Genomic DNA, 22,585 nt, shown 5'->3' with positions numbered 1-22,585 from the left:
GATGTTAATGAAAAATAATAGTTTACAGGGATTTACTTTGATTGAAGTGATGATCGCCGTTGTTATAGTTGGTATTTTAGCTGCGATTGCCTATCCATCGTATATTGACTATGTCATCAAGAGTGGACGCTCGGAAGGTGTTGCTGCGGTAATGAATGTGGCAAATTTGCAGGAGCAATATTACTTGGATAATCGTGCTTATGCGACAGATATGACAAAGCTTGGATTGGCAAACCCCTTTGTTACTGAGCATGGATATTATAGTGTTGCTTCTGCTGGTACGAGCTCGTTTACGATTACGGCAACAGCGAAAGGGAACCAAGCAAGTCGAGATTCCACTTGTGCAACTATTACTATGACATCAGCGGGTGTAAAAGGCCCGTCAGCGGAGTGTTGGAAATGAGCAGATTTCTTATTGGTTTAGTGTTAGGTCTTTTTTCTTGTGTGTCCGTTGCTGCGACGAGTGAGTCAGCACAGGACTATAAATGTCACATTACGGCATCTAAAGGGGATAAAGTGGTTTTTTATCGTTGGAAGGTAAAAGACGTTAACCTGAATATTGCCAGTTTACCAGGCAAGCAGCTAACCGCCTCTGATGGTAAAAAGTATTTTATTAAAGATGTTGTTGAGTGTGTTCCTCTAAGCCAAGAATTTACCAGTGACGAGAGCAAGCAATTAGATAAAATTACGCTTAGATAAGTATTCGTTCGCGCTGTGTTAATAAAAATCCTTTTTTAAAGGTTTATTTATTGATGGTTCATAAAATTTAATTCCACATAATGATATAGTTTTCTAAGTGTTCTGGTTTTGTATTACTAATAGTTTATTAAATTGGTTTTTGTGCTTGCATTAGCATTATATGCCAATGCAAGGCGGATGGTGACAATGAAATTAAGAGGGAAAACCTTTATCCGTGTTCTTAGACATAGCCTCATAGTTGTTTATTTTTTAGGAAAAAAGCCAAGTGTTTTTTGGATTTGAGAGCTGCGGTGATGTCAAATGCAAGTTTTAAATGCGTCTAGCGTCAATACTTAGGCACAGCTACTGCCATTAGAACCGTACGAAATGATGCCACCAGCATTTACTATAACGCCCTTCGATTCCGCCGTCTTTCCTCCAGGGCAATAAATTAATGTTCCTCCAGAAGAAAGGCCGTCAGCTGAGAATGTTAGCGAATTAATAGAACCTTTAATTTTGTCGCTCGAATGGAAGCCATCAATAACCCGCAATTCTTTATCAGTTCCGATATATACACGAATTCCTTTGCTCCAGTCTGTTGACGTCCCACAGGAGGTTGCTGTAGCAAAGGGACATACATTGACTGTGGTTCCATAACTCACTGCCTGATTGCGAGCAAAGACCATAATGTCGTGGATTTTTGTAATGTTGTTATTGACTCGCATACCTTCGTAGAGAGTGACCAGTGACGGTACTCCAACGGTTAATAAAATTGCTGCAACTGCAATAGTGACCATCAATTCAACTAAGGTAAAACCTACCATTTTGTTTTGCATACGAGCAATCCTCACTTATCTTCCATAGAGTATAAGCGAGAATGCTGTTGATTTCAGTATCTAACTAGTGCCTTTTTAATCTTATGTTTTTGATATGAAATAGCTTCCTTACGATGATATTGAGTGCGGTGCATTTTCAAGATATAAACCCTTACCCGTTTCTTAGCGCAGCTTAAGCTAAGTACAATTTATGTTGCTATCTGTTGAAATACGAGCTCTACCTGCTTGATTAATAACGATTGCTTGTGAATATGGGCTTGTCGGACTGGATGGGCAATATTTAAGCGTTCCATTGGTGCCAGAAGCTAATCCATCTGGTAAAAAACGAATTACCGCACGATTGTATGTAACAGTATCTTTTGAGTGAAACGCATTAGTGGTATAGAGCTTTCTATCACTGCTATCCAGTTGATTGTTATTATTAGTGTCAATAAAAACAGTGAGGCCAGCTTGCCAGTTTGAATCGCATTTTCCGTCGATAAGAGCGCAGACTGTTACCCTCATATTGAAGGAAATTGCTTGATTACGTGCAAACTGCAATGTTTGTTGGATCAGCCGTATGCTGCTATCGGCCCGATATCGGGTATAAAAATCTGTTAAGGGTGATACACCTATAGCCAATAGGATGGTTGATACTGATAGAGTGGTAATAAGTTCGAGAAGGCTAAAGCCTTTTGGATAAATGCTCATAACACTTCCTTGTCTGTATTGCGCTTGCATCCTGCGAGCGAATGGATCGAGAACGATGAGATTGTAAGTATAAAATCTCTGAGCCTCAGCAGGGGACTTTTCTTAGACTTTTATGTGCTAACCGCGGTTTTGTAGAAACTGTGTTTTATGAGCAAAGCAGCGTATGTGCTTCAATATTGACGTAAGCCCGTGTAAGCTAGTGTTATTCAGTTTGATTATGTTAATGCAAGTGCCGAGGAATTTTTGATGAAAAAAGTTGAAGCCATTATTAAACCTTTTAAATTAGATGATGTGCGCGAGTCACTTGCTGAGATTGGTATTACAGGGATGACAGTGCTAGAGGTAAAAGGTTTTGGACGCCAGAAGGGGCACACGGAATTATATCGTGGCGCTGAATATATGGTGGATTTTTTGCCTAAAGTAAAGATTGAGCTAGTTATCCAAGATGATCTTGTTGATCAAGCGATCGATGTTATTATCGAAACTGCTCGGACTGGTAAAATTGGTGATGGTAAGATTTTTGTGACTGATGTTGAACGTGTTATTCGCATTAGAACGGGTGAAGAAAACGAAGAAGCGGTATAAGCTATCAATGTGATTTTAAAGGGCCTTAAGGCCCTTTTTTATTGGGGCTGCCAGCGTTATTGGAATGTACTCAATATGCCTATTCTGAAATATCTTTAATGGAAAACCGCTAGCTTTACTTGACTAAAGTAGTTATCTCTTATCAGTAACATGGTATAACTTAGCCACTTAAACGTGGTTGTTGAGGTTGTTATTTTGGTTACAAAAAGAATAGTGATTGTGGGGGGCGGCGCCGCGGGTTTAGCGCTTGCATCTAAGTTGGGCCGAAAATGGGGCGGTAGTGATGTCGTCGATGTGTGCTTAATTGACAAAAGTCCTATTCATATATGGAAGCCTAAATTACACGAAGTCGCTGTTGGTGTGATTGATCAATCAATTGAGGGACTACTCTATCGTGATCATGGACTTAAAAATGGTTACCGCTATATTCGAGGTGAAATAGAACAATGCGAGCCCGATGCTAAAATTATCCAATTAGCTGCAGTTTATAGTGATGGAGGAGAACTGCTATTAGAGCCACGCCAAATAGAGTATGACTATCTTGTGCTTGCATTGGGTGGTGTCTCTAATAGTTTCAACACATTAGGTGCTGAAGAGCATTGTATATTTCTCGATAGCTTAGAGAATGCGAATCTGTTCCATCATAAATTGCTCGATGCTTTGCTACAGTTAAATGAAACTCAGGAAAGAGTGAGTATCGGTATTGTGGGTGCAGGGGCTACAGGAGTCGAATTAGCAGCAGAACTTCATCATGTGATTGAGTCAGTTAAAGAATATGGTTATCTGAACATTTCGAAGCATCATCTCGATGTGCACTTGATTGAAGCCTCTCCTAAAATACTTCCGCAGTTACCAGAACGAGTGAGTGCTCGAGCCCAAGCTGTACTAGATAAAATCGGTATACGCTTACATATTGGTGTGCAAGTAAAGGAAGTGACGCGTGATGGTTTTATCACCCAAGATGGCGATGTGATTGAGGCCGGATTAAAAGTATGGGCTGCAGGGGTTAAAGGACCTAAAGCTTTTCAAAATTTCACAAAACTCCCCATCACATCGCGCAATCAAGTTGAAGTAGATGCTTGTATGCGAGTAAAGGGCCATCAGGACATTTATGCACTAGGTGACTGCGCTTTATTAATCCTTGAATCGGGCCAAGCGGTTCCTCCAAGAGCTCAAGCCGCGGCACAAATGGCGGACACGCTATTTAGCAATATTGTTAATCGGTTACAAGGAAAATCAGAAAAGGCCTTTGAATACAAAGATTATGGTTCGCTGGTATCATTGAGCCGCTTTTCTGCAGTGGGAAATTTGATGGGGAACTTACGCTCTGGCACTTTCTTTGTCGAGGGCCATATTGCTCGAATTATGTATATTTCTTTATATCAAAGGCACTTAGCAAGTCTTTATGGTTGGTTTTCAGCGATCGTTTATCGCATTGCACAAAAACTATTAAAGTGGCAACGGCCTAAACTTAAATTACATTAAATTTAGTGGGTTGCTAAATAAAACAGAGAGCCAATGCTCTCTGTTTTATTTAGAGCATTGGCTAATATTAGTGCTTTGGTGCTGCAGATGAATCTCGGATCACAGGTTCAGGTGTAAAGGTCTTCGCATATTTTGCATCTTGCTCTCGACGCTTCGCGATAAGTAGCTCTGTTGCGACCTGTGCAATTTCTGAGTTGGGTTGATGCACCGTTGTCAATTTAGGCCAAGTTTGACGGGAGAAAGGACTATCTTCAAACCCGACAATAGAAAGATCTAAGGGGATATCTAAACCCGCTAAACGCGCTGCAAAAAGTGCCCCTGCGGCGATTTCATCGTTACATGCGACTATGGCTGTTGGGCGGTTTTTAAGCTTGATAAGATTGTTAGCACCTTCAACACCAGACTCAAATGAATACTTTCCTTCAATTATGTAATCTTCATTCAGAGCTAAATGGTTTTTTGTTAATGCTTGTTTATAACCGAGTAATCGTTCCTTGGTCGATTCATGATGCAAATCACCACTTAAAAATGCGATTTCTTTATGCCCTAAATCGATTAAATGCTGGGTGATTTCGATAGCGCCGGATTTATCGTTGACAAGGATTGTGAGCCCATCCTGATCTTTTACATTCTCGCCAGCGATGATTCGAACATAATTCGCGTCAATATCATTGAGCGCTTTAAGCACGGTTGGATCTTCAGAAAGGGGCGGGGTTAGCACTAAACCTGCAAGTCTAGAATACTTGACGAGAGCCGTTAGCTCTTCACATATTGACTCTGATTTTGCATTGCAGGGATGAATAACCAGCTCATATCCTTTGTCTTTACAAGCCGACAAAATCCCATTTTGCATATCAATGATGTAATAGGCATTGGGATTATCATAAATAAAACCAATAGCATAAGATTTTGTCCCCGCGAGATTTCTGGCCGCTAGATTAGGTTGATAATTCAGTGCTTTGATAGCCTCAGTAACTTTATCAACAGTGGCCTGCTTCACCGATGGTTCGTTATTAGTAACACGGGATACTGTCTTAATTGACACTCCAGCATATTTAGCTACGTCGTTGATAGTGACTTTCATTGATGTAAAAACTCTTTATCTAAGGTCGCGAAGGGCTGGCTGTTCCATGAACGTAAATGCTTTAACAACGATTTACAAGCTTACAATTTTGTAGCCATTTTTATATTTGTGGGACTTATAGTGCGAGCATTTAAGGTGCTTAGCAATGGCAGATTGTTACAAACTGGCATTATTTTTATTCTGTTACGGGAGCGTTGATGGTTGTAATTTTACAGCAATTTTTATAACTATATGTTTTGCAATTGAAATTTAAATTAACATTGTTTAATAATTGCGCTTTATGACATTTTTTTTCGTCTTACGTTATTTTGTTGTGGCAAGGCTGTTAATTATTGTGTAATGTTTGCTCTAGACATGACAGCGTTGTCATTCCTTGGGGAATGGTTATGAATACTAAAACGATAATAAAGTTATGGAAGGGAAACGAGATGCGACCATCAACCTTTAAGAAAAGTGTACTAGCTACAAATATTGCAATCCTACTCGGCAGTGCTGTATCTATCAGCGCTGTCGCTGCAGATGCTGCGGCAACCACCGCAGCAACAGAAAATATTGAAAAAATTGAAGTTCGCGGTATGCGGGCTTCTAACAAAGCCGCGATGAACGAGAAGCGCTTTTCAAATGCTGTGGTTGATGCAATTTCAGCAGAAGATATCGGTAAATTCCCAGATAAAAACGTTGCTGAGTCATTACAACGCGTTGCTGGTGTATCGATTAACCGCGGTTTCGTGGGTGAAGGTGCCGAAGTATCAATTCGTGGCGTCGATCCTAACTTGACTCAAGTATTGATGAATGGTCAATACGTTGCATCAACAGCTTGGTTCTCTCAAGGTTCAAATGACCGTGGTTTTAACATGGACCTCATGCCATCAGAAATGATCGCTGGCCTTGAAGTGTTTAAGTCGCCAGTTGCCTCTTTAGACGAGGGTGGGGTGGGTGGTACGGTTATTCTGCATACTCGTAAGCCTTTGGCTTTAGATTCTAATACCGTGTTTTTATCAGCTGAAGCTAACACTAACTCACTTGCAGACAGTGATTATGGTCTAGGCGGAAGTGGTTTATTTAGCTGGAAAAACGACAACGAGACCTTTGGTATCTTAGGTATGGTTTCTACCTTAGAACAAATTGGTCGTGGTCGTAAGTCTGAAAACTATTGGGAAGAGGGTTGGTCAGCATCAGGTATTGCTGGTTTCGATCAAGATCGTACTCGCGATGCATTTGATATCACAGCTCAATTCCAACCTAGTGACGACCTTGGTTTCTCGTTGCATGCATTTCGCACTCAAATTGACGCTACTAACACTAACCAAAACTTCTTAGTCATTGGTGCTGACGGCAGCACTATGACCAATACAGCAGGCGCTCGTGTTGCACCTAACGGTTTACCGTTAACAGGTACTGTCAATAATGCCGCTTGGTTGGCACAAGACACCAACACTCGTCGTGCAGAAATGACCAGTACCGTTATCGATTTAACGACTGAGTACACCGGCAACGGTTACGTGTTAAGTGGTGCTATCGGTACAACGTTTGCTGACGGTGGCAACGGTGGTAACGCTAACGGTTTATGGGGTCAGCCTATTAATGGTACCAATGGTATCACAGTAGACGTTGATATGGATTTACCTGATTCAATGAAGCTGGTACCTAACGGTGTGAGCTTGACTGATGCTAGCTGGCAGGACTTCCAAGGCGGTTCACTGACTGAAACTAAACTTGAAGATGAAGAAGTTTATGCTCAAGTTGATCTGAAACTTGATGTTGATTTTGGTGCGATTACCAGTGTTGAAACGGGTTTAAAATTCCGCTCACACGATAACACTTATAAGAGCTACGGCGCGACATTAGGTGATATCAGCGGTATTACTAATATCGATCAGTTCTCCGATGGCTTACTTGAAGATTTCGACGAAGTTGTTACTGGTGGTTCACCAACATCTTACGTAAAAATTGATGGTCTAGCGTATTGGAATGCTCTGAATGATTCTGTGACGGCATGGACAGAAGAATTAGGGAACTACAGCAAAATTGAAGAAGATATTTTCGCAGCGTATGCACAAGGTAACTTCGACGGTGAAAACTACCGTGGTAACGTGGGCATTCGTTATGTCAACACCAAAACTGATGGTAGCGCTTATAACGGTAATTTGACTGCAATCAATACCTTCTCTGGTGAATACAGCGATTTCTTGCCTAGCTTCAACTTAGCCATCGATCTCGCGGATGACGTCATTTTACGTATGTCAGCAGCGAAAGTCATGACGCGTGCTGGTTACAGCCAATTGGCACCAGGTTACAGCGGCTTACCAACAACTCCACCAGAAAGTGGTCGTTTGCAAACTCGCCGTGGTGATCCAGGTTTAGATCCATTCCGTGCGACACAAATGGATATCGGTGTTGAATGGTACTACGACGAATCATCCATGCTGTCTGCAGCGCTATTTAGCAAAGATATTGCATCTTTCATTAGCAGCAAGACCATCTCTGAAGATCTCGTAAACGTACCAGTACCAGGTACCTATGAAGTGGTTGTTCCAGATCAAGGTCGTGGCGGTAAGATTGAAGGCTTTGAAATGCAATGGCAAACCAGTTTCGACAATGGTTTAGGTGCACTAGTTAACTACACTTATGTTGATGCAAAAGGTCAAACTGACGACGGCTCAACAATTATACTTCCTGGTTCATCACGTAACTCTTACAACGTAACAGGTTACTATGAAGGCGATTACATCACTGCACGTATCGCGTATACCGCGCGTAGTGAGTTCTTCGCGGAAGGTACGGCGATTGGTGCTGGTGCTGACAGCTTTGATTCTCAGGACTTCTTAGATGCGTCAATCACTTACCATGTAACTGATTATTTAGATATTTCGTTAGAAGGTGTGAATTTAACCAATGAAATCACTTTCCAACGTCATAGTACAGGCGCTGAAACTCTGCGTGTAACAACCGACAACGGTTCTCGTTACTCACTGAAAGCGGCACTGCGTTTCTAACTAAGTGTTGATAAAAAAGGAAGGCATCTGCCTTCCTTTTTTGCATTAAAGTGATCTGTTCGCTGTTGTAGGATAAGGTAGTAATCCAGCGTACCCCGAGGTAGATGTGATGCATTCAGAGTCGATAAAATCAGTAGTCGTAGTCGGTGGCGGGACGGCCGGATGGTTAACTGCAGCGAACTTAGCGCGCGCCTTTAACAGTGCCAACCCTAATAATATTCAAGTGTGTGTCATTGAATCCCCTGATATCCCAACAATAGGCGTTGGTGAAGGAACTTGGCCGACAATGCGCGCAACCTTAGCCAAGCTGGGAATCGATGAGGCAGATTTTTTAACGCAATGTAATGCCACATTTAAACAAGGGACTAAGTTTATCAACTGGCAAACTGACGTTGAGCCTAATCAGTATCATCACCTTTTTACCTCCATTTTTGATCCCACTCAGTTCAACCTCGCGCCTTATTGGTTAAAAGGCTGCGCTGGTAATTCGTTAAGTTACGCCCAAGCTGTCAGCGCTCAAATAAAAACTGCTGAACTCGGGTTAGCGCCGAAAAAAATCACCTCCAAACCCTACGAAGGGTTGCAAAACTATGCGTATCATTTAGATGCTGGAAAGTTTGCCGATTTATTAAAACGTCACGCCATCAATAAGCTTGGCGTCAAGTTTATTGCTGCCAATGTCACAGATGTTCGTCTCGAAAGTGACGGTTATATTGCTGAAGTACAAACCGATAATAGTGGCGCAATTGCTGGCGACTTTTTTGTCGATTGCACCGGGTTTAAGAGCTTGCTTATCGGAGAAACGCTTGGCATTGGATTTACCTCAGTTGCCGACACTTTGTTAACCGATCATGCGGTTACCATTCAAGTGCCATACGATTCAGATGATGCGCCTATCAATGCCTGTACTCATTCAACAGCCCAAGATGCGGGCTGGATATGGGATATTGCTCTTACAAACCGCCGTGGCGTGGGGTATGTCTACTCGAGTAAACACGTGAGCCATGAAGAGGCTGAGGCGACATTAAGACGCTATATTGGTGATGCTGCGACAGGGCTTAGTGCACGCAAAATTAAGATTGATTTGGGCTATCGTAATAAGTTTTGGCATAAAAACTGTGTGGCGGTGGGTCTTTCTGCCGCGTTTATTGAGCCATTAGAAGCATCAGCTATTTTCTTGATTGAAGCAGCAGGCAACATGATAGCCGATCAGTTGCCATCACGGCGCCAAGGTCTTTTATTTGCCGAGCAAAAATTCAATGAATCATTTATGTTCCGCTGGCAAAAAACCATTGATTTCATCAAAATGCATTATTTGTTATCGCAGCGTTCGACGCCGTTTTGGCAGGCTAATAAATGTAAGTCAACGATCCCTGAGTCGTTGACAACCCTGCTCGGTAATTGGCAAGAGCACTGTATTAGTGCCTACGATTTTGCCCATGTCTATGAGCCGTTTCCGATGGAAAGTTATCAATATGTCCTATACGGAATGGGCTTTAAACCCCAGAGCGTTGCAGAGTATCGTTACACTGAAGACGTTAAAGCTGCGGAGCATTTTAACAAAGTGCAACAAGTGACCGAATATTTAGCAAAAGAGTTACCCGGACAACGAGCGTTGTTACAAAAAGTCGCCCAGTTTGGATTTTCATCTATTTAAATCACAACAATAACGAGAATAAAAATATGACAGCATTAGTTGCCTTAGATAGCCAAAAACATCATCAGTTAAAACTGGTTACCGATACCAGTTATCCACATGCTAAAGCGCGACATTTACTGCCAATAGCGGTACATGAGTTTGCCTTAGCGGCGACCAACTTTCCGATTGTATTTGTGAAAGACAGTGAAACTGGTCAGTTTAGAAGTTGTGTATTGACGGGCTTAAAACCTCAGCAAAATCTATTTTGCAAAAATGACACGTGGCTAGGTTCATACGTACCTGAATGTTTGCGTCATTATCCATTAGCTGCGGTAAAAGTGAATGATGCCAACGACAGTGATCGTTTCGTTATTTGTATTGATGAGTCAAGCCCGTTGGTGAGCACTCAGGATGGCGATGCGCTTTTTAATGATGCTAAAGCCAGTGAGTTTTTAAATCGTCGTGGAGAGGCTGCCGTAAATTGGGCTCAAAAAAACACAGTTACTCAATCGTTTATAAATCGAATTGTTGAATTAAAACTTATCCAACCACAAAGCCTTACCATCAACAATAAAGACGGAAAACCGTATGAGCTAACAGGATGTTACATCATGAATGAAGCCTTGTTAAACCAGCTCAGCGATGCTGAATTTATTGGCCTGAAGCAGGCTGCGTTTTTAGGTCCGATTTATGCTGCGTTAATTTCGCTGAACCAAGTAAACAACTTATTAAAGTTAGCTGATTAACTTAAGCGAGGTTTTATGGGCACCCACAGCATAGACCAAGTTGTCATTATCGGTGGTGGAACTGCGGGCTGGTTATCGGCAGCTATTCTGGCAAAAAAGCTGAACAGTCGCGATTCTGCCAGTGTGCAAATTACGCTTATTGAATCACCAACAATCCCTATTCTAGGTGTGGGTGAGGGCACATGGCCGACTATCCGCAACACACTGCAGATGATCGGGGTGGACGAAAGTGAGTTTATGCGTGAGTGCGATGCAACCTTTAAACAAGGTGCTGAGTTCGTCAATTGGCGGGAAACGCCGGCGCCAGGTACCTCTCATAGTTACTTCCATCCCCTAAGCGCGGTGTTTCACTCTGCGTATAATTTTAGTTTGGCGCCGTACTGGCTACTAGGACAGTCGAATTTACCTTATGATTTGGCTACCACAACTCAGAGCCGGATCAGTATGTTAGGTTTGGCACCCAAAAAAATTACCACCCCAAGTTATGGTGCGATTCAAAACTATTCTTATCATCTCAATGCCAATAAATTCGCTGAATTTTTAAAACGCCATTGCATCGAAAAGCTAGGCGTCAAATTTATCAGTGCAAACGTTGTCGATGTGCATTTAGGTGAGCAAGGCCATATTACTGCGGTGAGTACGGATACCGCAGGCGAAATTGTGGGAGACTTTTTTGTCGATTGCTCTGGCTTTCGAGCCTTGCTGTTGGGGCAAGCTCTGGGTGTTGGCTGGCATAAAATTGATGACATCATCTTCAATGACACTGCACTGGCGATGCAGGTGCCTTACGCTGATGCCGATGCGCCTATTGCGAGTCACACAATTGCGACGGCTCACGAAGCTGGCTGGACATGGGATATCGGTCTGCATAATCGTCGCGGGGTGGGATACGTTTATTCGAGTCGTCATACCACAGATGAACGCGCTGAGCAGGTGCTGCGTGATTATGTTGGCGAGCAAGCCAAGGGGTTAGAGGTTCGTAAAATCCCTTTAAATTTGGGTTATCGTGAGCAATTCTGGAAAGGCAACTGTGTGGCCATCGGCATGTCAGCCGCTTTTATTGAACCCCTTGAGGCGTCAGCAATCTTTTTAGTTGAAGCGGCTGCCAATATGCTTGCGGATGCCTTTCCACGAGCTAGAGCTTCGCTTGAATATACAGAACGTAAATTCAATGCGACGTTCAAGTTACGTTGGGATAAAAGTATCGACTTTATCAAGCTTCATTACTGTATTTCGGGTCGACGTGATACCCAATATTGGCGTGACAATGTCGATCCTGCATCGATTCCAGCAACGCTTAAAGAAAAGCTCGCTCAATGGCAATATCAAGCGCCGACTAAGTACGACTTTGATTATGCATTTGAGCCGTTTGTGTTAGATAGCTATTTATTTGTCTTATATGGATTAGGCTTTAATACCAGCTTAAAGGGCAATGAAAGTGCTTATGCGGAGGGAGATGTTGCTCAAGCCAAATTTGATGAAATTAATCAGCTAACTGAGCGATTAAAGCTTGAATTACCAACACATAGGCAATTGATTGATAAAGTTTATCAATATGGTTTTCAAGCGATATAGTCTAGCGTAACTCAGCTCTATTTTAACAAAGCAGCCAGTGTTTACTGGCTATTTTTTCAGCTGAGATTTGCAACCTCGTGCATAGAGATGAGTGTCACCCACATTGAAAATTCGATATGCCACTACAGCAAGATGGTATCGTTGCAAGCTGGTATCGTTTGTCTTACCACACCTTTATCAACATCGCTGCGCCGGTTAATATAATCCAGCTTGAAAAAAATAGTTTGAGCTTGATAACGGGAAGGTAAAGCGCCAGTTTACGCGCCAGCAGTCCGCCGATAATTGCGCCAGGGCCCGCAAACAAGACTAAGTAAAAGTTAGCATCGCTGCTGCTGGCTAAATGCACCGGGCTTGCCGACCAGACGGTAACAGCCGATACCACTACGCCAGTGGCTATGGCCATCTTGGCACATAAACCGCGTAGCATTAGATAGATAACGATTAACTCACCCACGCCCACCGATAACCAGGTGGTGATTATGCCGCCAAAAAAAGCTAATGGCGATAATGCTGAGGTAATCGAGCCAGTTAAGAGTAATAGTGTTAGCGGATGCCTTTTTAAGACTGCTGTAAATGATGGCCACGCCGAGCACAATCGAAAACACACTAAAGCTTTGATGCAAAGAGGTAGGGGACGGTAACGCCAGTAAATAACTGCTCCATAGCCCGCTTACCGAGCACAGGCTGGCAAGTAACACTAAGGGGGTAAAATATTGCCACTGATGGTTGTGCTTATGGTGGTTAGCGTAATACCAAGACCAAGATAGTGCGCCCGCCGTCATGCCAAAACATTGAATGGCAAAAGAAGTCGAGATGCTTTGTGATTCACTAAAGCCTAAGTGACTAAACACAGGGATAAAAATCACCCCTCCACCAGCGCCTGTGGCGTTGGCAAATATCGCTCCTGTAATACCCAGAAAAACAAAGCGTCCATATTCTTGGATAAGATCAAATGGCGAATGAAAATGGCTCGCCCAAAATAACCAAGCTCCACAAAGTAGCAATATCAAACTGAGGTTTCGGTAGTGCCGAGTTAAGCGCGGTGCCGGTTGGGTATTGCTGGGCACTAATGTGTTAAGGGGACTCATCGATAGCTACCGTGATCTTTGTCATGTTATCGCCATGTTACCAATGAAGGACAACGTTGTCACATAAGCTTGAATAAATTAATTAAATATTTTAAGCGTATGAATAATATGAATTAAGTATATATTTTCATTAAAATAGTAATAATTGTCAAAAAATGTAGAAATCCTGTTCTTTCTTGTGTACTTTAATAATGACAACGCTGTCATCTGCTTGTGTGATACGTTGTTTGTAAGGTCTGCATGAGAGGATGAGGTCTCCTTATCATGTGTTTGGCAGGAGTATTGCTGTCGGGCGGCGATACGTTTGTCTTTGATATTTTGATAGTCTCTCCCCAGAAACTAGCGTGGGCTGGGTACTGTAAGCAGTGCCCAGCCATTTTTTTAGGATGTTTTTACGGGATTACTCAACTGCCTACCTCAGCATTTGAACGTTAGCGGCATAGATAAATAAAACTCACTGGTAAAAACCAGATAATAAAAAGAGGCTGCAATTTATGGCGATTCATTTAACGGCTGCGATGCGCGTCATTGCGACGGATATGGCGAGTGTCATTCGTCATGTTTTTACACTAACGACCATACTCGTCATCACTCAACGAGCTGTTTGCTGGTCACTGTTTATCATGGCTCTGACGGGGATTTCGACGGCCTCATCCTTCAAAGTGTTTGCCGCCGATATCGCCTCAAGTCATATCGCCGCTAACTCTAATTCAAATTCAAACTCTAATTCTGGCTTCTCTGGCTCCATTAAGTCTGACGCTTCTCACACTCAGGCACCGATTTCAAAAACAATCGTCACCACCATACAGCAGACTTGGCAGCTAAATTTGCTTAAGGAAGCGCTGCGCCGCTCGGATAGCGACTATCAAGTGCAGCAAATGTCGACTCAGATGAATCAAAAGCGCAAGGTGGAAGAAGCTCTGGCAGGTACGGTCGATGTGTTTTGGAGCATGACCTCAAAAGAATTAGAAGAAACTGTGCTACCCGTGCGCATTCCATTGTTTAAAGGGCTACTCGGTAATCGACTGCTGATTATCCGCAAAGCGGATGAAACGCGATTTGCCAATGTGAGAACCGTGGCGGATTTTAGGCAGTTAAAGGCGGGGCAAAATCGTTATTGGCCCGATGCCACGATTCTAGAGACCAATGGATTACCCGTCGTCACGAGTTATCAATACACCAATTTATACCCCATGTTAGAAGGCGGGCGTTTCGATTATCTTGCCCTCGGCGCCCAGGAAATTGGCGACGAACTCGCAAGTCACCCCGATCCCGCTCTTAAGGTCGATAGCCATATTCTGTTGCAATATCGCTCGCCGGCTTATTTCTTTGTGTCCCCTAAGCGCCCCGAACTCGCGGCGGCCATTTTGGCTGGGCTGGAAAGTATGATCCGCGATGGCTCCTTCGATGAGATGTTCAATCGAGAGCTCAAAATTGAGCAACTGTACCGCGAGGCTAAGTTTGAACAACGGGTCATTATCCGTCTCGATACGCCAGATTTAAGTCCGTTAACACCAATAGAACGCAAAGAACTATGGTTAGATCTTTTTAGTATGCAAGGTGCAAAATAATGAAAACATTAGCCTTAAAAGTACAGATTGGATTAGCAGCAGCGATTTTCATGATTGTCAGCGTTTTGTTCGGCGCATCTTACTGGTTGGCGAGCGATAAGCTTACTGCCAGTGAAACTGAGTTTGAAGACAATACCGTCGCCAATTTGCAAGTCACCATGGCGCAGCCCATCTTCACCTACGATTACGAACAAATCCAAGCCGTGTTATCTGTGATGCTTAAATCTGCGCAGATTTATCATATCGTCGTGAGCGACCATCGCGGTAAAGTGTTAGCCGAGAGTCAACAGGCTCAAACGGTAGCCGATGAGCATCTGGTGAAACGTGACATTCACTTTGCTGACCAAGGTAATTCGACGGGCCAATTGGCCATTCAGTTTTCTATGTTACCAATTCGCGCTCAGTTGTCTGATTTACTCTTAGGTTATTTCTTGCAGGCGCTGTTAATTCTCGGTGGCAGTTTAATTGTTATCTTCATTATTCTTAAACGTTTAGTGATTAATCCACTGGAGAATGTGGTCCACGCCATGGAAGAAATTGCCAGTGGTGACGGCGATTTATGCCACAGATTACCCGTTGAGAGTCAGGATGAGATTGGTCAGCTTGCTAAGGCATTTAATGGTTTTGTAGAGCAAATCCATGGCACGATTTCCAGAGTGCACGAAACCTCAGGACAATTACTGGGCGATGCCAAAGCGCTGGGGTCGCTGTCGCAAACCAACAATGATCGCGTGCAAACCCAACTAAAAGAAACCGAGGCCGCAGTGACTGCGGTGACTCAGCTGAGCGCCAGTGCTAACGAAGTTGCGATTAATGCCAAACGCACCGCGGATGCGGCGAGTCAGGCCGATAAAGCGGTCGATGACAGTCAGCGGCAGTTCGATTCTGGACTAGACATTACCCGCAAGCTGGCATCTGAACTAGCCCGTTCGGCACTGTCCGTTTCACAGCTACAGCAAGAAACGCAAAAGATTGATGAAGTGGTCGTGGTGATCAACAGCATTGCCGAACAGACCAACTTACTGGCGCTTAATGCTGCTATCGAAGCGGCAAGGGCGGGTGAACAAGGGCGCGGTTTTGCCGTGGTCGCCGACGAAGTGCGCACTCTGGCGAGCCGAACCCAACAAGCCACAGGTGAGATCCAGAAAATGATCCAGCAGGTTCAGAGCCGAGTGGCCGAAACGGTCACTGTGATGCAAGCGAGCCAAGCCCTCTCGACTCAGGGCGTAAGCCGCTCGGAAGAAATTAAGTTAGTGCTCACTAAAGTGACTGATTTAGTCTCAAATATCAGTAATATGAATATCGAAGTTTCCCATGCGGCGCAGGAGCAAACCTGCGTCACCGAAGCGATTTCTCGTACGTTAAATGATCTTGCCAATGTCTCAGGTTCAGCCTCACTCGATAGCGAGCACTTAGCGCACTCGAGCGAGCGACTGTTTCACCAAGGGGAAAGACTGCGGACGTTAGTAACTTCCTTCAGATTGTAGCCATTTCTGGAGCTAGATAAGGATAATCATGAAAAAAACACTTTCAGCAAGCGCCATTTTACTGGCTTTAGGATTAACGGCCTGTTCCGAGGCGCCTGTGACGCCTTCCGCAGCGTCAGCCGATAAGGCTGTGGCTCAAACACAGCAAGTTCAGGACGCATTAACTCAAGTGCAGTTACAACAACTCGGGGATTCGTTAGTCGTAACTTACCGTGTTGTGACCAATGTGCCAGATGATAAGTGCCTAAAAGATAAAGCCGATGGTCGCTGTTTTGTCGCTCAAATTGATTTCGTGCCCGGTATGGATTTAGCCAGCCAGGATTGGGAAATTTATTTAAGCCAAATGCGCCCAGTGCAATCGGTTGAAAGCGGTGAATTGACGATAACGCACGTTAAAGGCGATTTACATCGTATTACGCCAACGGCCGCTTTTAAGGGATTTGTTAAGGGCGAGAAAAAGCAACTGACGTTCCGTGGTGAGCCGTGGCAATTGGCTGAAACCGACGCTATGCCAAACTATTACCTCACTGCAAACGGATTAGAACCCGTCATTATCGCCAGCACTCAAGTGGGTAAAGATGCTGAAACGGGTTTAGAGACGCGTCCGTATGTTGAAGGGTTTACGAATTTTAAAACCCAATATCAACGCACTGAAACGGATAAACTCGCGCCAGCCGATGCCGCACAGTTATTTATCAATAATCAAGCAGTGAGCGAAGATGCCGCCTTGGCTGTGGATACCATTATCCCAACGCCACAAAAGGTGAAGCTCCATTCAACCGATACACCAGTATCCCTTGCTGGTGGTATTAAGCTCGAATATCAGCAAGATAACCCAGAGCAAAAGAGTCAAGTTGCGGCGGCGGTGGCACGTTTAGCTCGCCTGGGTGTAGCTGAATCTGCGAGTGGCATTACGGTGAAATTTGCCAGCCAAAAAGGGGATGAGGGCAGTTATCGCTTAGATATTCAGCCAACTGAAATTGTGATCGCTGCCAACGATGCGGCGGGCCTCTCTTACGGTTTGTCATCATTAGCAAGCCTTGTGGATGTGAATTCGCTGAAAGTCAATGCCATGACCATTGAAGACAGCCCACGCTATCCGTTCCGTGGTATGCACATCGATGTAGCACGCAATTTCCACAGCAAACAATTGTTGCTGGATTTGCTCGACCAAATGGCGGCTTATAAGCTCAATAAGCTGCATTTGCACATGGCTGACGATGAAGGTTGGCGTTTAGAAATCGATGGTCTGCCTGAATTAACCGACATTGGCAGTAAACGTTGCCATGATTTAGATGAAAATACCTGCTTATTACCGCAGTTAGGCAGTGGGCCGTTTGGCGATACTAGCGTCAATGGCTATTACACCAAACAAGATTATATCGATATTCTCCAATATGCATCTGCGCGGCAAATTCAGGTGATCCCATCGATGGATATGCCGGGTCATAGCCGCGCGGCGATTAAAGCGATGGATGCGCGCTACCGTAAATTACTCACCGAAGGAAAAACCGCAGAGGCTAAGACTTATCTGCTCTCGGATGCCGACGATAAAACCGTTTATTCCTCGGTGCAGTATTACGACGACAACACGCTAAACGTCTGCATGGAATCGACCTATCAGTTTGTCGATAAAGTGATTGATGAGATTGCCAAGTTACACCAAGCCGCGGGTCAACCATTGACGCGTTACCACATTGGTGCCGATGAAACGGCGGGAGCTTGGAAACAATCACCCCAATGTTTAGCATTTGTCGCCAATAACGATAAAGGCGTTAAGTCGATAGATGACTTAGGCGCTTATTTTATTGAGCGGATTTCAAATCAGTTGGCGAATAAAGGTATTGAAGCTGCGGGGTGGAGCGATGGCATGAGCCATGTTCGCCCTGAGAATATGCCTGCTAAGGTGCAGTCCAATATTTGGGATGTGATTGCCCATAAAGGTCATGAGCGCGCTAATCAGCAGGCGAATCTTGGTTGGGAAACCGTGCTCTCTAATCCTGAGGTGTTGTACTTTGACTTCCCCTATGAGGCCGATCCTAAGGAGCATGGCTATTACTGGGCGAGTCGCGCGACCAACAGCCATAAAGTCTTTAGCTTTATGCCAGACAACTTGGCCGCCAATGCCGAGCAATGGACCGATATTCAACATCAGCCGTTCGAAGCAGATGACAGAATAAAACTCGATGGGGCGGGTAACAAAGTCTCGGGTCCAAGGGAGAAAGGTAAACCTTTTACTGGCTTGCAAGGGCAGGTTTGGAGCGAGTCGATCCGCAGTGACGATACGCTTGAATACATGGTGTTCCCGCGTTTGTTGATGTTAGCCGAGCGTGCTTGGCATCAAGCCGCGTGGGAAGTGCCCTATCAATATCAAGGCGCTGTGTATAACCAAAGTTCGGGCGCTTTTACCTTAGCCATGCGTGATGCACAGGCAAAAGATTGGCAACAACTCGCGAATACTTTAGGCCATAAAGAGTTTATCAAGCTAGATAAAGCGGGGATTGATTATCGCGTACCGACGGTCGGCGCCGAGATCCGTGACGGTAAACTGTTTGCTAATATCGCCTATCCCGGCCTTAAACTCGAATACCGTAGCCTCAATGGCCAATGGCAAGCTTATCAAGCGGGGCAGGCGGTTACTGCACCGATTGAGATCCGCGCCATTGCTGCCGATGGTATTCGTAAAGGCCGAAGTTTAATCGTTGACTAAATCGGTTTTGTATCTGGCTGTATTTTAATAATAAAATGCAGCCTTTTTGTTTTTCTGTGTCAGTGATTTCCTAAATTTGAGTTTAGATCATAAATCATTTAAAAAAGTAAATGACAACGCTGTCATTTTTGCTGTAACATTGAGTTAACTAAAATTGAGCGCTGTATTAACGGCAAATAATAAGCAACGGTAGCGCTGCATTGATAGGTGAAGAGGGGTGTCATGGGGTTAGTCCAGACAAAAGAGCAACAACTGTTTATAGGTGTCGATGGCGGCGGCAGCAAATGTCGCGCCACCATCTACTGCGCAGACGGTACCGTTTTAGGGACAGGTGTTGCTGGACGCGCAAATCCACTGCATGGTCTTGCACAAACATTTGAATCCATTGAAGCATCGACTCGCCTGGCGTTGCTGGATGCGGGCATGAACGAGAGCGATAGTCACTTGCTGGTGGCGGGTCTTGGTCTTGCTGGCGTCAATGTCCCTAGGTTATATCAAGACGTGATCAACTGGCAGCATCCTTTTGCGGCCATGTATGTCACCACAGATCTGCATACGGCTTGTATTGGTGCCCACCGCGGTGCCGATGGCGCCGTGATCATCACGGGCACTGGCTCTTGCGGTTATGCCCATGTTGGTGATACCAGCTTGAGTATTGGCGGCTATGGTTTTGCATTAGGCGATAAGGGCAGCGGTGCTTGGCTTGGATTAAAAGCCGCCGAACACGTGTTGTTAGCACTCGATGGTTTTGCCGCGCCGACCCGATTAACCGATATACTGCTTAATTACTTTAACGTCACCGATGCACTCGGGATTGTCGAAAATCTAGCAGGTAAATCATCAAGTTGCTACGCCGCATTAGCCAGAAGTGTGCTCGATTGCGCCAATGATGGTGATGCCGTTGCGACTGCCATAGTGCAAGAGGGCGCAGATTATATTAGCGACATGGCGCGTAAGTTATTTAGCCTAAATCCGGTGCGTTTTTCGATGATCGGTGGCCTTGCTGAGCCTTTACAAGCTTGGCTCGGTGCCGATGTGGTTGCCAGGATTTCAGAAACCTTAGCACCACCCGAACTCGGTGCTATGTATTTCGCCCAGCAAGAATTTAATAAGTCGTTGTCAGTGCAAATAGGCACTGAAGCCAAATCCTGTATTTGAACCTGAAGGTAAAAGACATGACAAACACTATTATGGAGCAAGAAGCTCGCACCGCACCGCAAAAAATCGCTGGTCAGTTAGAAGCTAACGTTGAAATCATGCAGCAGTTAGGTGAAAAACTGCGTGCCTTCGATCCCCGTTTCGTGATGATCGTTGGTCGAGGCTCATCGGATCATGCGGGTGTTTTCGCTAAGTACTTATTTGAAATCGAAGCGGGCATACCGACCTTTGCCGCCGCCCCTTCAGTGGCGAGTGTGTATGGTAAGACCTTGAAACTCGAAGGCGCATTAGTGATTGTGATTTCACAATCTGGCCGTAGCCCTGATATTTTGGCCCAGGCGCGGATGGCAAAAAATGCTGGCGCTTTCTGTGTTGCCTTAGTCAATGATGAAACCGCACCGATTAAAGATATCGTTGATGTTGTTGTGCCTTTACGTGCTGGCGAAGAAAAAGCGGTTGCCGCAACTAAGAGTTACCTCGCGACCTTGTCGGCGATTTTACAACTTGCCGCCGCTTGGACTCAAAGCGCATCGCTTGCTAGCGCCGTTGCTTCTTTACCCCAAGCGCTGCAAACGGCGGTGGACGCTGAGCCACAACTCACGCCTGAATCCGTTGCCGACGTGAAGAACTTAGTCGTACTCGGCCGTGGTTTAGGTTATGCGGTATCTAAGGAAATCGCGCTTAAGTTGAAAGAAGTGTGTTCAATCCATGCCGAAGCATTCAGCAGCGCCGAGTTCCTCCACGGCCCTGTGACCTTAGTTGAGAAAAAACTCACTATCGTCGATGTATGTATTGGCGATGAATCCTACGCTAGCCACATCGAACAGATTGAAAACGTGAGCCAACGCGGTGCCGATTTAGTGCATCTGAATCAAACCTCCACCGATATTCACCCCCGTGTGGCGCCGTTAGCCTTATTACAACGTTTCTATATCGACGTGGCTGCGGTTGCGATCGCCCGTGGTATCGATCCCGATCAACCGGCTGGACTTAAAAAAGTGACCCAAACGCTCTAAGCTGCCTAAATTTAAGCCTTAAGCTACCCGTGTTATTTATTGAAAGAGGTTTGCGATGAAAATCACCTTGATCGCCGAGCGTATTTTCGATGGTGAGTATTTCCATCAAGATGTGCCTGTGACTGTCGAAGACGGGCACATTCTGGCGTTTGATACCGTCTCAGGCGCGAAGGAAATCCGCCAAGTTGGAACGCTGGTGCCTGGTTTTATCGATGTGCAAGTGAACGGCGGCGGCGGGGCATTATTCAATGCCGATCCGAGTGTTAGTTGCATTGAAACTATCGGCCGTGCCCATGCGCGTTTTGGCACGACGGGATTTTTACCTACGCTTATTACCGATGATGTCAGTGTGATGGTCAATGCGGCCGATGCGGTGGCCGAGGCTTTAGTCAAAGGCAGCGCTGGCGTTTTAGGGGTACATTTTGAAGGGCCACATTTATCTGTGCCTAAAAAAGGTGTACATCCGCAGGGGTTTATTCGCGAAATCACCGAGGCTGAACTCGCGGTATTTTGTCGTCAAGATCTGGGGATTAAAGTCGTCACGCTTGCGCCTGAGAATGTGTCGCCAGAGGTGATCCGCACGCTTGTCGCCTCGGGCGTTAAGGTGTGTTTGGGTCATTCTAATGCCGATTATGACACAGTTGTTGCAGCATTAGCGGCAGGCGCGACGGGCTTTACGCACCTTTATAATGCGATGTCACCACTGGGTTCCCGTGAGCCGGGCATGGTTGGCGCGGCGATTGAGAGTGAAACCGCTTGGTGTGGTTTGATTGTCGATGGTCACCACGTGCATCCCGCTGCGGCAAAGGTTGCACTACGGGCAAAACCTAGGGGCAAGATAATGTTAGTCACGGATGCAATGCCGCCAGTTGGTATGGACGATGAGACTAGCTTCGAGCTCTTTGGTACTCGAGTGTTGAGAGTCGGTGACAGATTAAATGCCGTGACAGGTGAGCTGGCGGGCTGTGTGCTCGATATGGTGACTGCGGTCAATAATACCGTGAGCTTGTTAGGTTTACCTTTGGCGGAAGCCTTAAGAATGGCGGCACTATATCCCGCGCAGTTCCTCGGAATAGATCAGCAGGCTGGCCGTTTAGCACTGGGACATAGGGCCGATTTTGTCTTGCTCGATGCGCAAAACAAAGTGCAGGCAAACTATATTGCTGGAAATGCAGTTTATGTTCGCCCTTAGTGTGCGTTGAGTCAGTAAAGCGTTAACCTTGGCCCTTGTCGTATTTTGA

General features: G+C 45.1%; 17 protein-coding genes and 1 pseudogene. 14 read left to right on the top strand and 4 right to left on the bottom strand.

Going from position 1 to position 22,585, the window contains the following annotated elements; genetic code table 11:
- Positions 1 to 7 precede the first annotated feature (7 nt).
- Both SOHN41_RS14030 and SOHN41_RS14025 read left to right on the top strand, forming a co-directional pair.
- Complete coding sequence (locus tag SOHN41_RS14030) at positions 8 to 403, top strand: type IV pilin protein (protein WP_037459224.1); 396 nt, start codon at positions 8 to 10, stop codon at positions 401 to 403.
- Positions 400 to 699 carry a TapY2 family type IVa secretion system protein gene (locus SOHN41_RS14025; RefSeq protein ID WP_007650150.1) on the top strand — a complete coding sequence of 100 codons (300 nt, stop codon included), beginning with the start codon at positions 400 to 402 and terminating at the stop codon, positions 697 to 699. Before SOHN41_RS14030 ends, SOHN41_RS14025 begins: the two co-directional genes overlap by 4 nt.
- Positions 700 to 1,031: 332 nt before the next feature.
- Here the strand turns inward: SOHN41_RS14025 and SOHN41_RS14020 are convergent, their stop codons facing one another.
- Entirely contained in the window at positions 1,032 to 1,514 is a 483-nt protein-coding gene (locus SOHN41_RS14020) for a GspH/FimT family pseudopilin (RefSeq protein WP_007650149.1), read from the bottom strand.
- Between the two features lie 177 nt (positions 1,515 to 1,691).
- Positions 1,692 to 2,204 carry a GspH/FimT family pseudopilin gene (locus tag SOHN41_RS14015; protein ID WP_007650146.1) on the bottom strand — a complete coding sequence of 171 codons (513 nt, stop codon included), beginning with the start codon at positions 2,202 to 2,204 and terminating at the stop codon, positions 1,692 to 1,694.
- Between the two features lie 246 nt (positions 2,205 to 2,450).
- Here SOHN41_RS14015 and glnB point away from each other — a divergent pair, with 246 nt between their 5' ends.
- Complete coding sequence (gene glnB, locus SOHN41_RS14010; protein ID WP_007650144.1) at positions 2,451 to 2,789, top strand: nitrogen regulatory protein P-II; 339 nt, start codon at positions 2,451 to 2,453, stop codon at positions 2,787 to 2,789.
- Positions 2,790 to 2,984: 195 nt separating this feature from the next.
- A complete protein-coding gene (locus SOHN41_RS14005) occupies positions 2,985 to 4,274 on the top strand; it encodes an NAD(P)/FAD-dependent oxidoreductase (RefSeq protein ID WP_037459220.1) in 1,290 nt (429 codons plus the stop codon).
- 67 nt (positions 4,275 to 4,341) lie between these two features.
- Here SOHN41_RS14005 and SOHN41_RS14000 read toward each other — a convergent pair whose 3' ends face one another.
- Positions 4,342 to 5,358, bottom strand: a complete 1,017-nt coding sequence (locus tag SOHN41_RS14000; protein ID WP_007650142.1) for a LacI family DNA-binding transcriptional regulator — start codon at positions 5,356 to 5,358, stop codon at positions 4,342 to 4,344.
- A 428-nt stretch (positions 5,359 to 5,786) separates the two neighbouring features.
- On the opposite strand from SOHN41_RS14000, the gene SOHN41_RS13995 reads away from it, so the two are divergent.
- The 4 genes from SOHN41_RS13995 to SOHN41_RS13980 all read left to right on the top strand — a co-directional run bounded on the left by SOHN41_RS13995 (position 5,787) and on the right by SOHN41_RS13980 (position 12,314).
- Positions 5,787 to 8,354, top strand: coding sequence for a TonB-dependent receptor (locus tag SOHN41_RS13995; RefSeq protein WP_007650141.1), 2,568 nt, complete (start codon positions 5,787 to 5,789; stop codon positions 8,352 to 8,354).
- A gap of 109 nt (positions 8,355 to 8,463) precedes the next feature.
- Complete coding sequence (locus tag SOHN41_RS13990; protein WP_007650140.1) at positions 8,464 to 10,011, top strand: tryptophan halogenase family protein; 1,548 nt, start codon at positions 8,464 to 8,466, stop codon at positions 10,009 to 10,011.
- Positions 10,012 to 10,037: 26 nt separating this feature from the next.
- Positions 10,038 to 10,739, top strand: a complete 702-nt coding sequence (locus SOHN41_RS13985; protein WP_007650139.1) for a SapC family protein — start codon at positions 10,038 to 10,040, stop codon at positions 10,737 to 10,739.
- A 15-nt stretch (positions 10,740 to 10,754) separates the two neighbouring features.
- On the top strand, positions 10,755 to 12,314 hold the full coding sequence (locus SOHN41_RS13980) for a tryptophan halogenase family protein (RefSeq protein ID WP_007650137.1): 1,560 nt from the start codon (positions 10,755 to 10,757) through the stop codon (positions 12,312 to 12,314).
- A gap of 163 nt (positions 12,315 to 12,477) precedes the next feature.
- On the opposite strand, the pseudogene SOHN41_RS13975 reads toward SOHN41_RS13980, so the two are convergent.
- A pseudogene (locus tag SOHN41_RS13975) lies at positions 12,478 to 13,402 on the bottom strand (sulfite exporter TauE/SafE family protein).
- Between the two features lie 494 nt (positions 13,403 to 13,896).
- Here SOHN41_RS13975 and SOHN41_RS13970 point away from each other — a divergent pair.
- The 6 genes from SOHN41_RS13970 (at position 13,897) to nagA (ending at position 22,536) form a co-directional block, all read left to right on the top strand.
- Positions 13,897 to 14,973 (top strand): substrate-binding periplasmic protein, encoded by a 1,077-nt coding sequence (locus SOHN41_RS13970; RefSeq protein WP_007650130.1) that lies wholly within the window; start codon positions 13,897 to 13,899, stop codon positions 14,971 to 14,973.
- Positions 14,973 to 16,460, top strand: a complete 1,488-nt coding sequence (locus SOHN41_RS13965; protein WP_007650129.1) for a methyl-accepting chemotaxis protein — start codon at positions 14,973 to 14,975, stop codon at positions 16,458 to 16,460. Before SOHN41_RS13970 ends, SOHN41_RS13965 begins: the two co-directional genes overlap by 1 nt.
- 28 nt (positions 16,461 to 16,488) lie before the next feature.
- On the top strand, positions 16,489 to 19,170 hold the full coding sequence (locus tag SOHN41_RS13960; protein WP_007650122.1) for a family 20 glycosylhydrolase: 2,682 nt from the start codon (positions 16,489 to 16,491) through the stop codon (positions 19,168 to 19,170).
- 222 nt (positions 19,171 to 19,392) lie between these two features.
- The gene (gene nagK, locus SOHN41_RS13955; RefSeq protein ID WP_007650120.1) at positions 19,393 to 20,328 is read left to right on the top strand and encodes an N-acetylglucosamine kinase; all 936 of its coding nucleotides are present in this window, start codon (positions 19,393 to 19,395) and stop codon (positions 20,326 to 20,328) included.
- Between the two features lie 17 nt (positions 20,329 to 20,345).
- On the top strand, positions 20,346 to 21,344 hold the full coding sequence (nagB-II, locus tag SOHN41_RS13950) for a glucosamine-6-phosphate deaminase NagB-II (RefSeq protein ID WP_007650119.1): 999 nt from the start codon (positions 20,346 to 20,348) through the stop codon (positions 21,342 to 21,344).
- 55 nt (positions 21,345 to 21,399) lie between these two features.
- The gene (gene nagA, locus SOHN41_RS13945; protein WP_007650118.1) at positions 21,400 to 22,536 is read left to right on the top strand and encodes an N-acetylglucosamine-6-phosphate deacetylase; all 1,137 of its coding nucleotides are present in this window, start codon (positions 21,400 to 21,402) and stop codon (positions 22,534 to 22,536) included.
- Positions 22,537 to 22,585 lie beyond the last annotated feature (49 nt).

This window comes from Shewanella sp. HN-41 (assembly GCF_000217915.1).
Classification (GTDB): Bacteria; Pseudomonadota; Gammaproteobacteria; order Enterobacterales; family Shewanellaceae; genus Shewanella.
The sequence above is the reverse complement of the archived record's forward strand: the minus strand, read 5'-3'. Positions and strand labels throughout refer to the sequence as shown.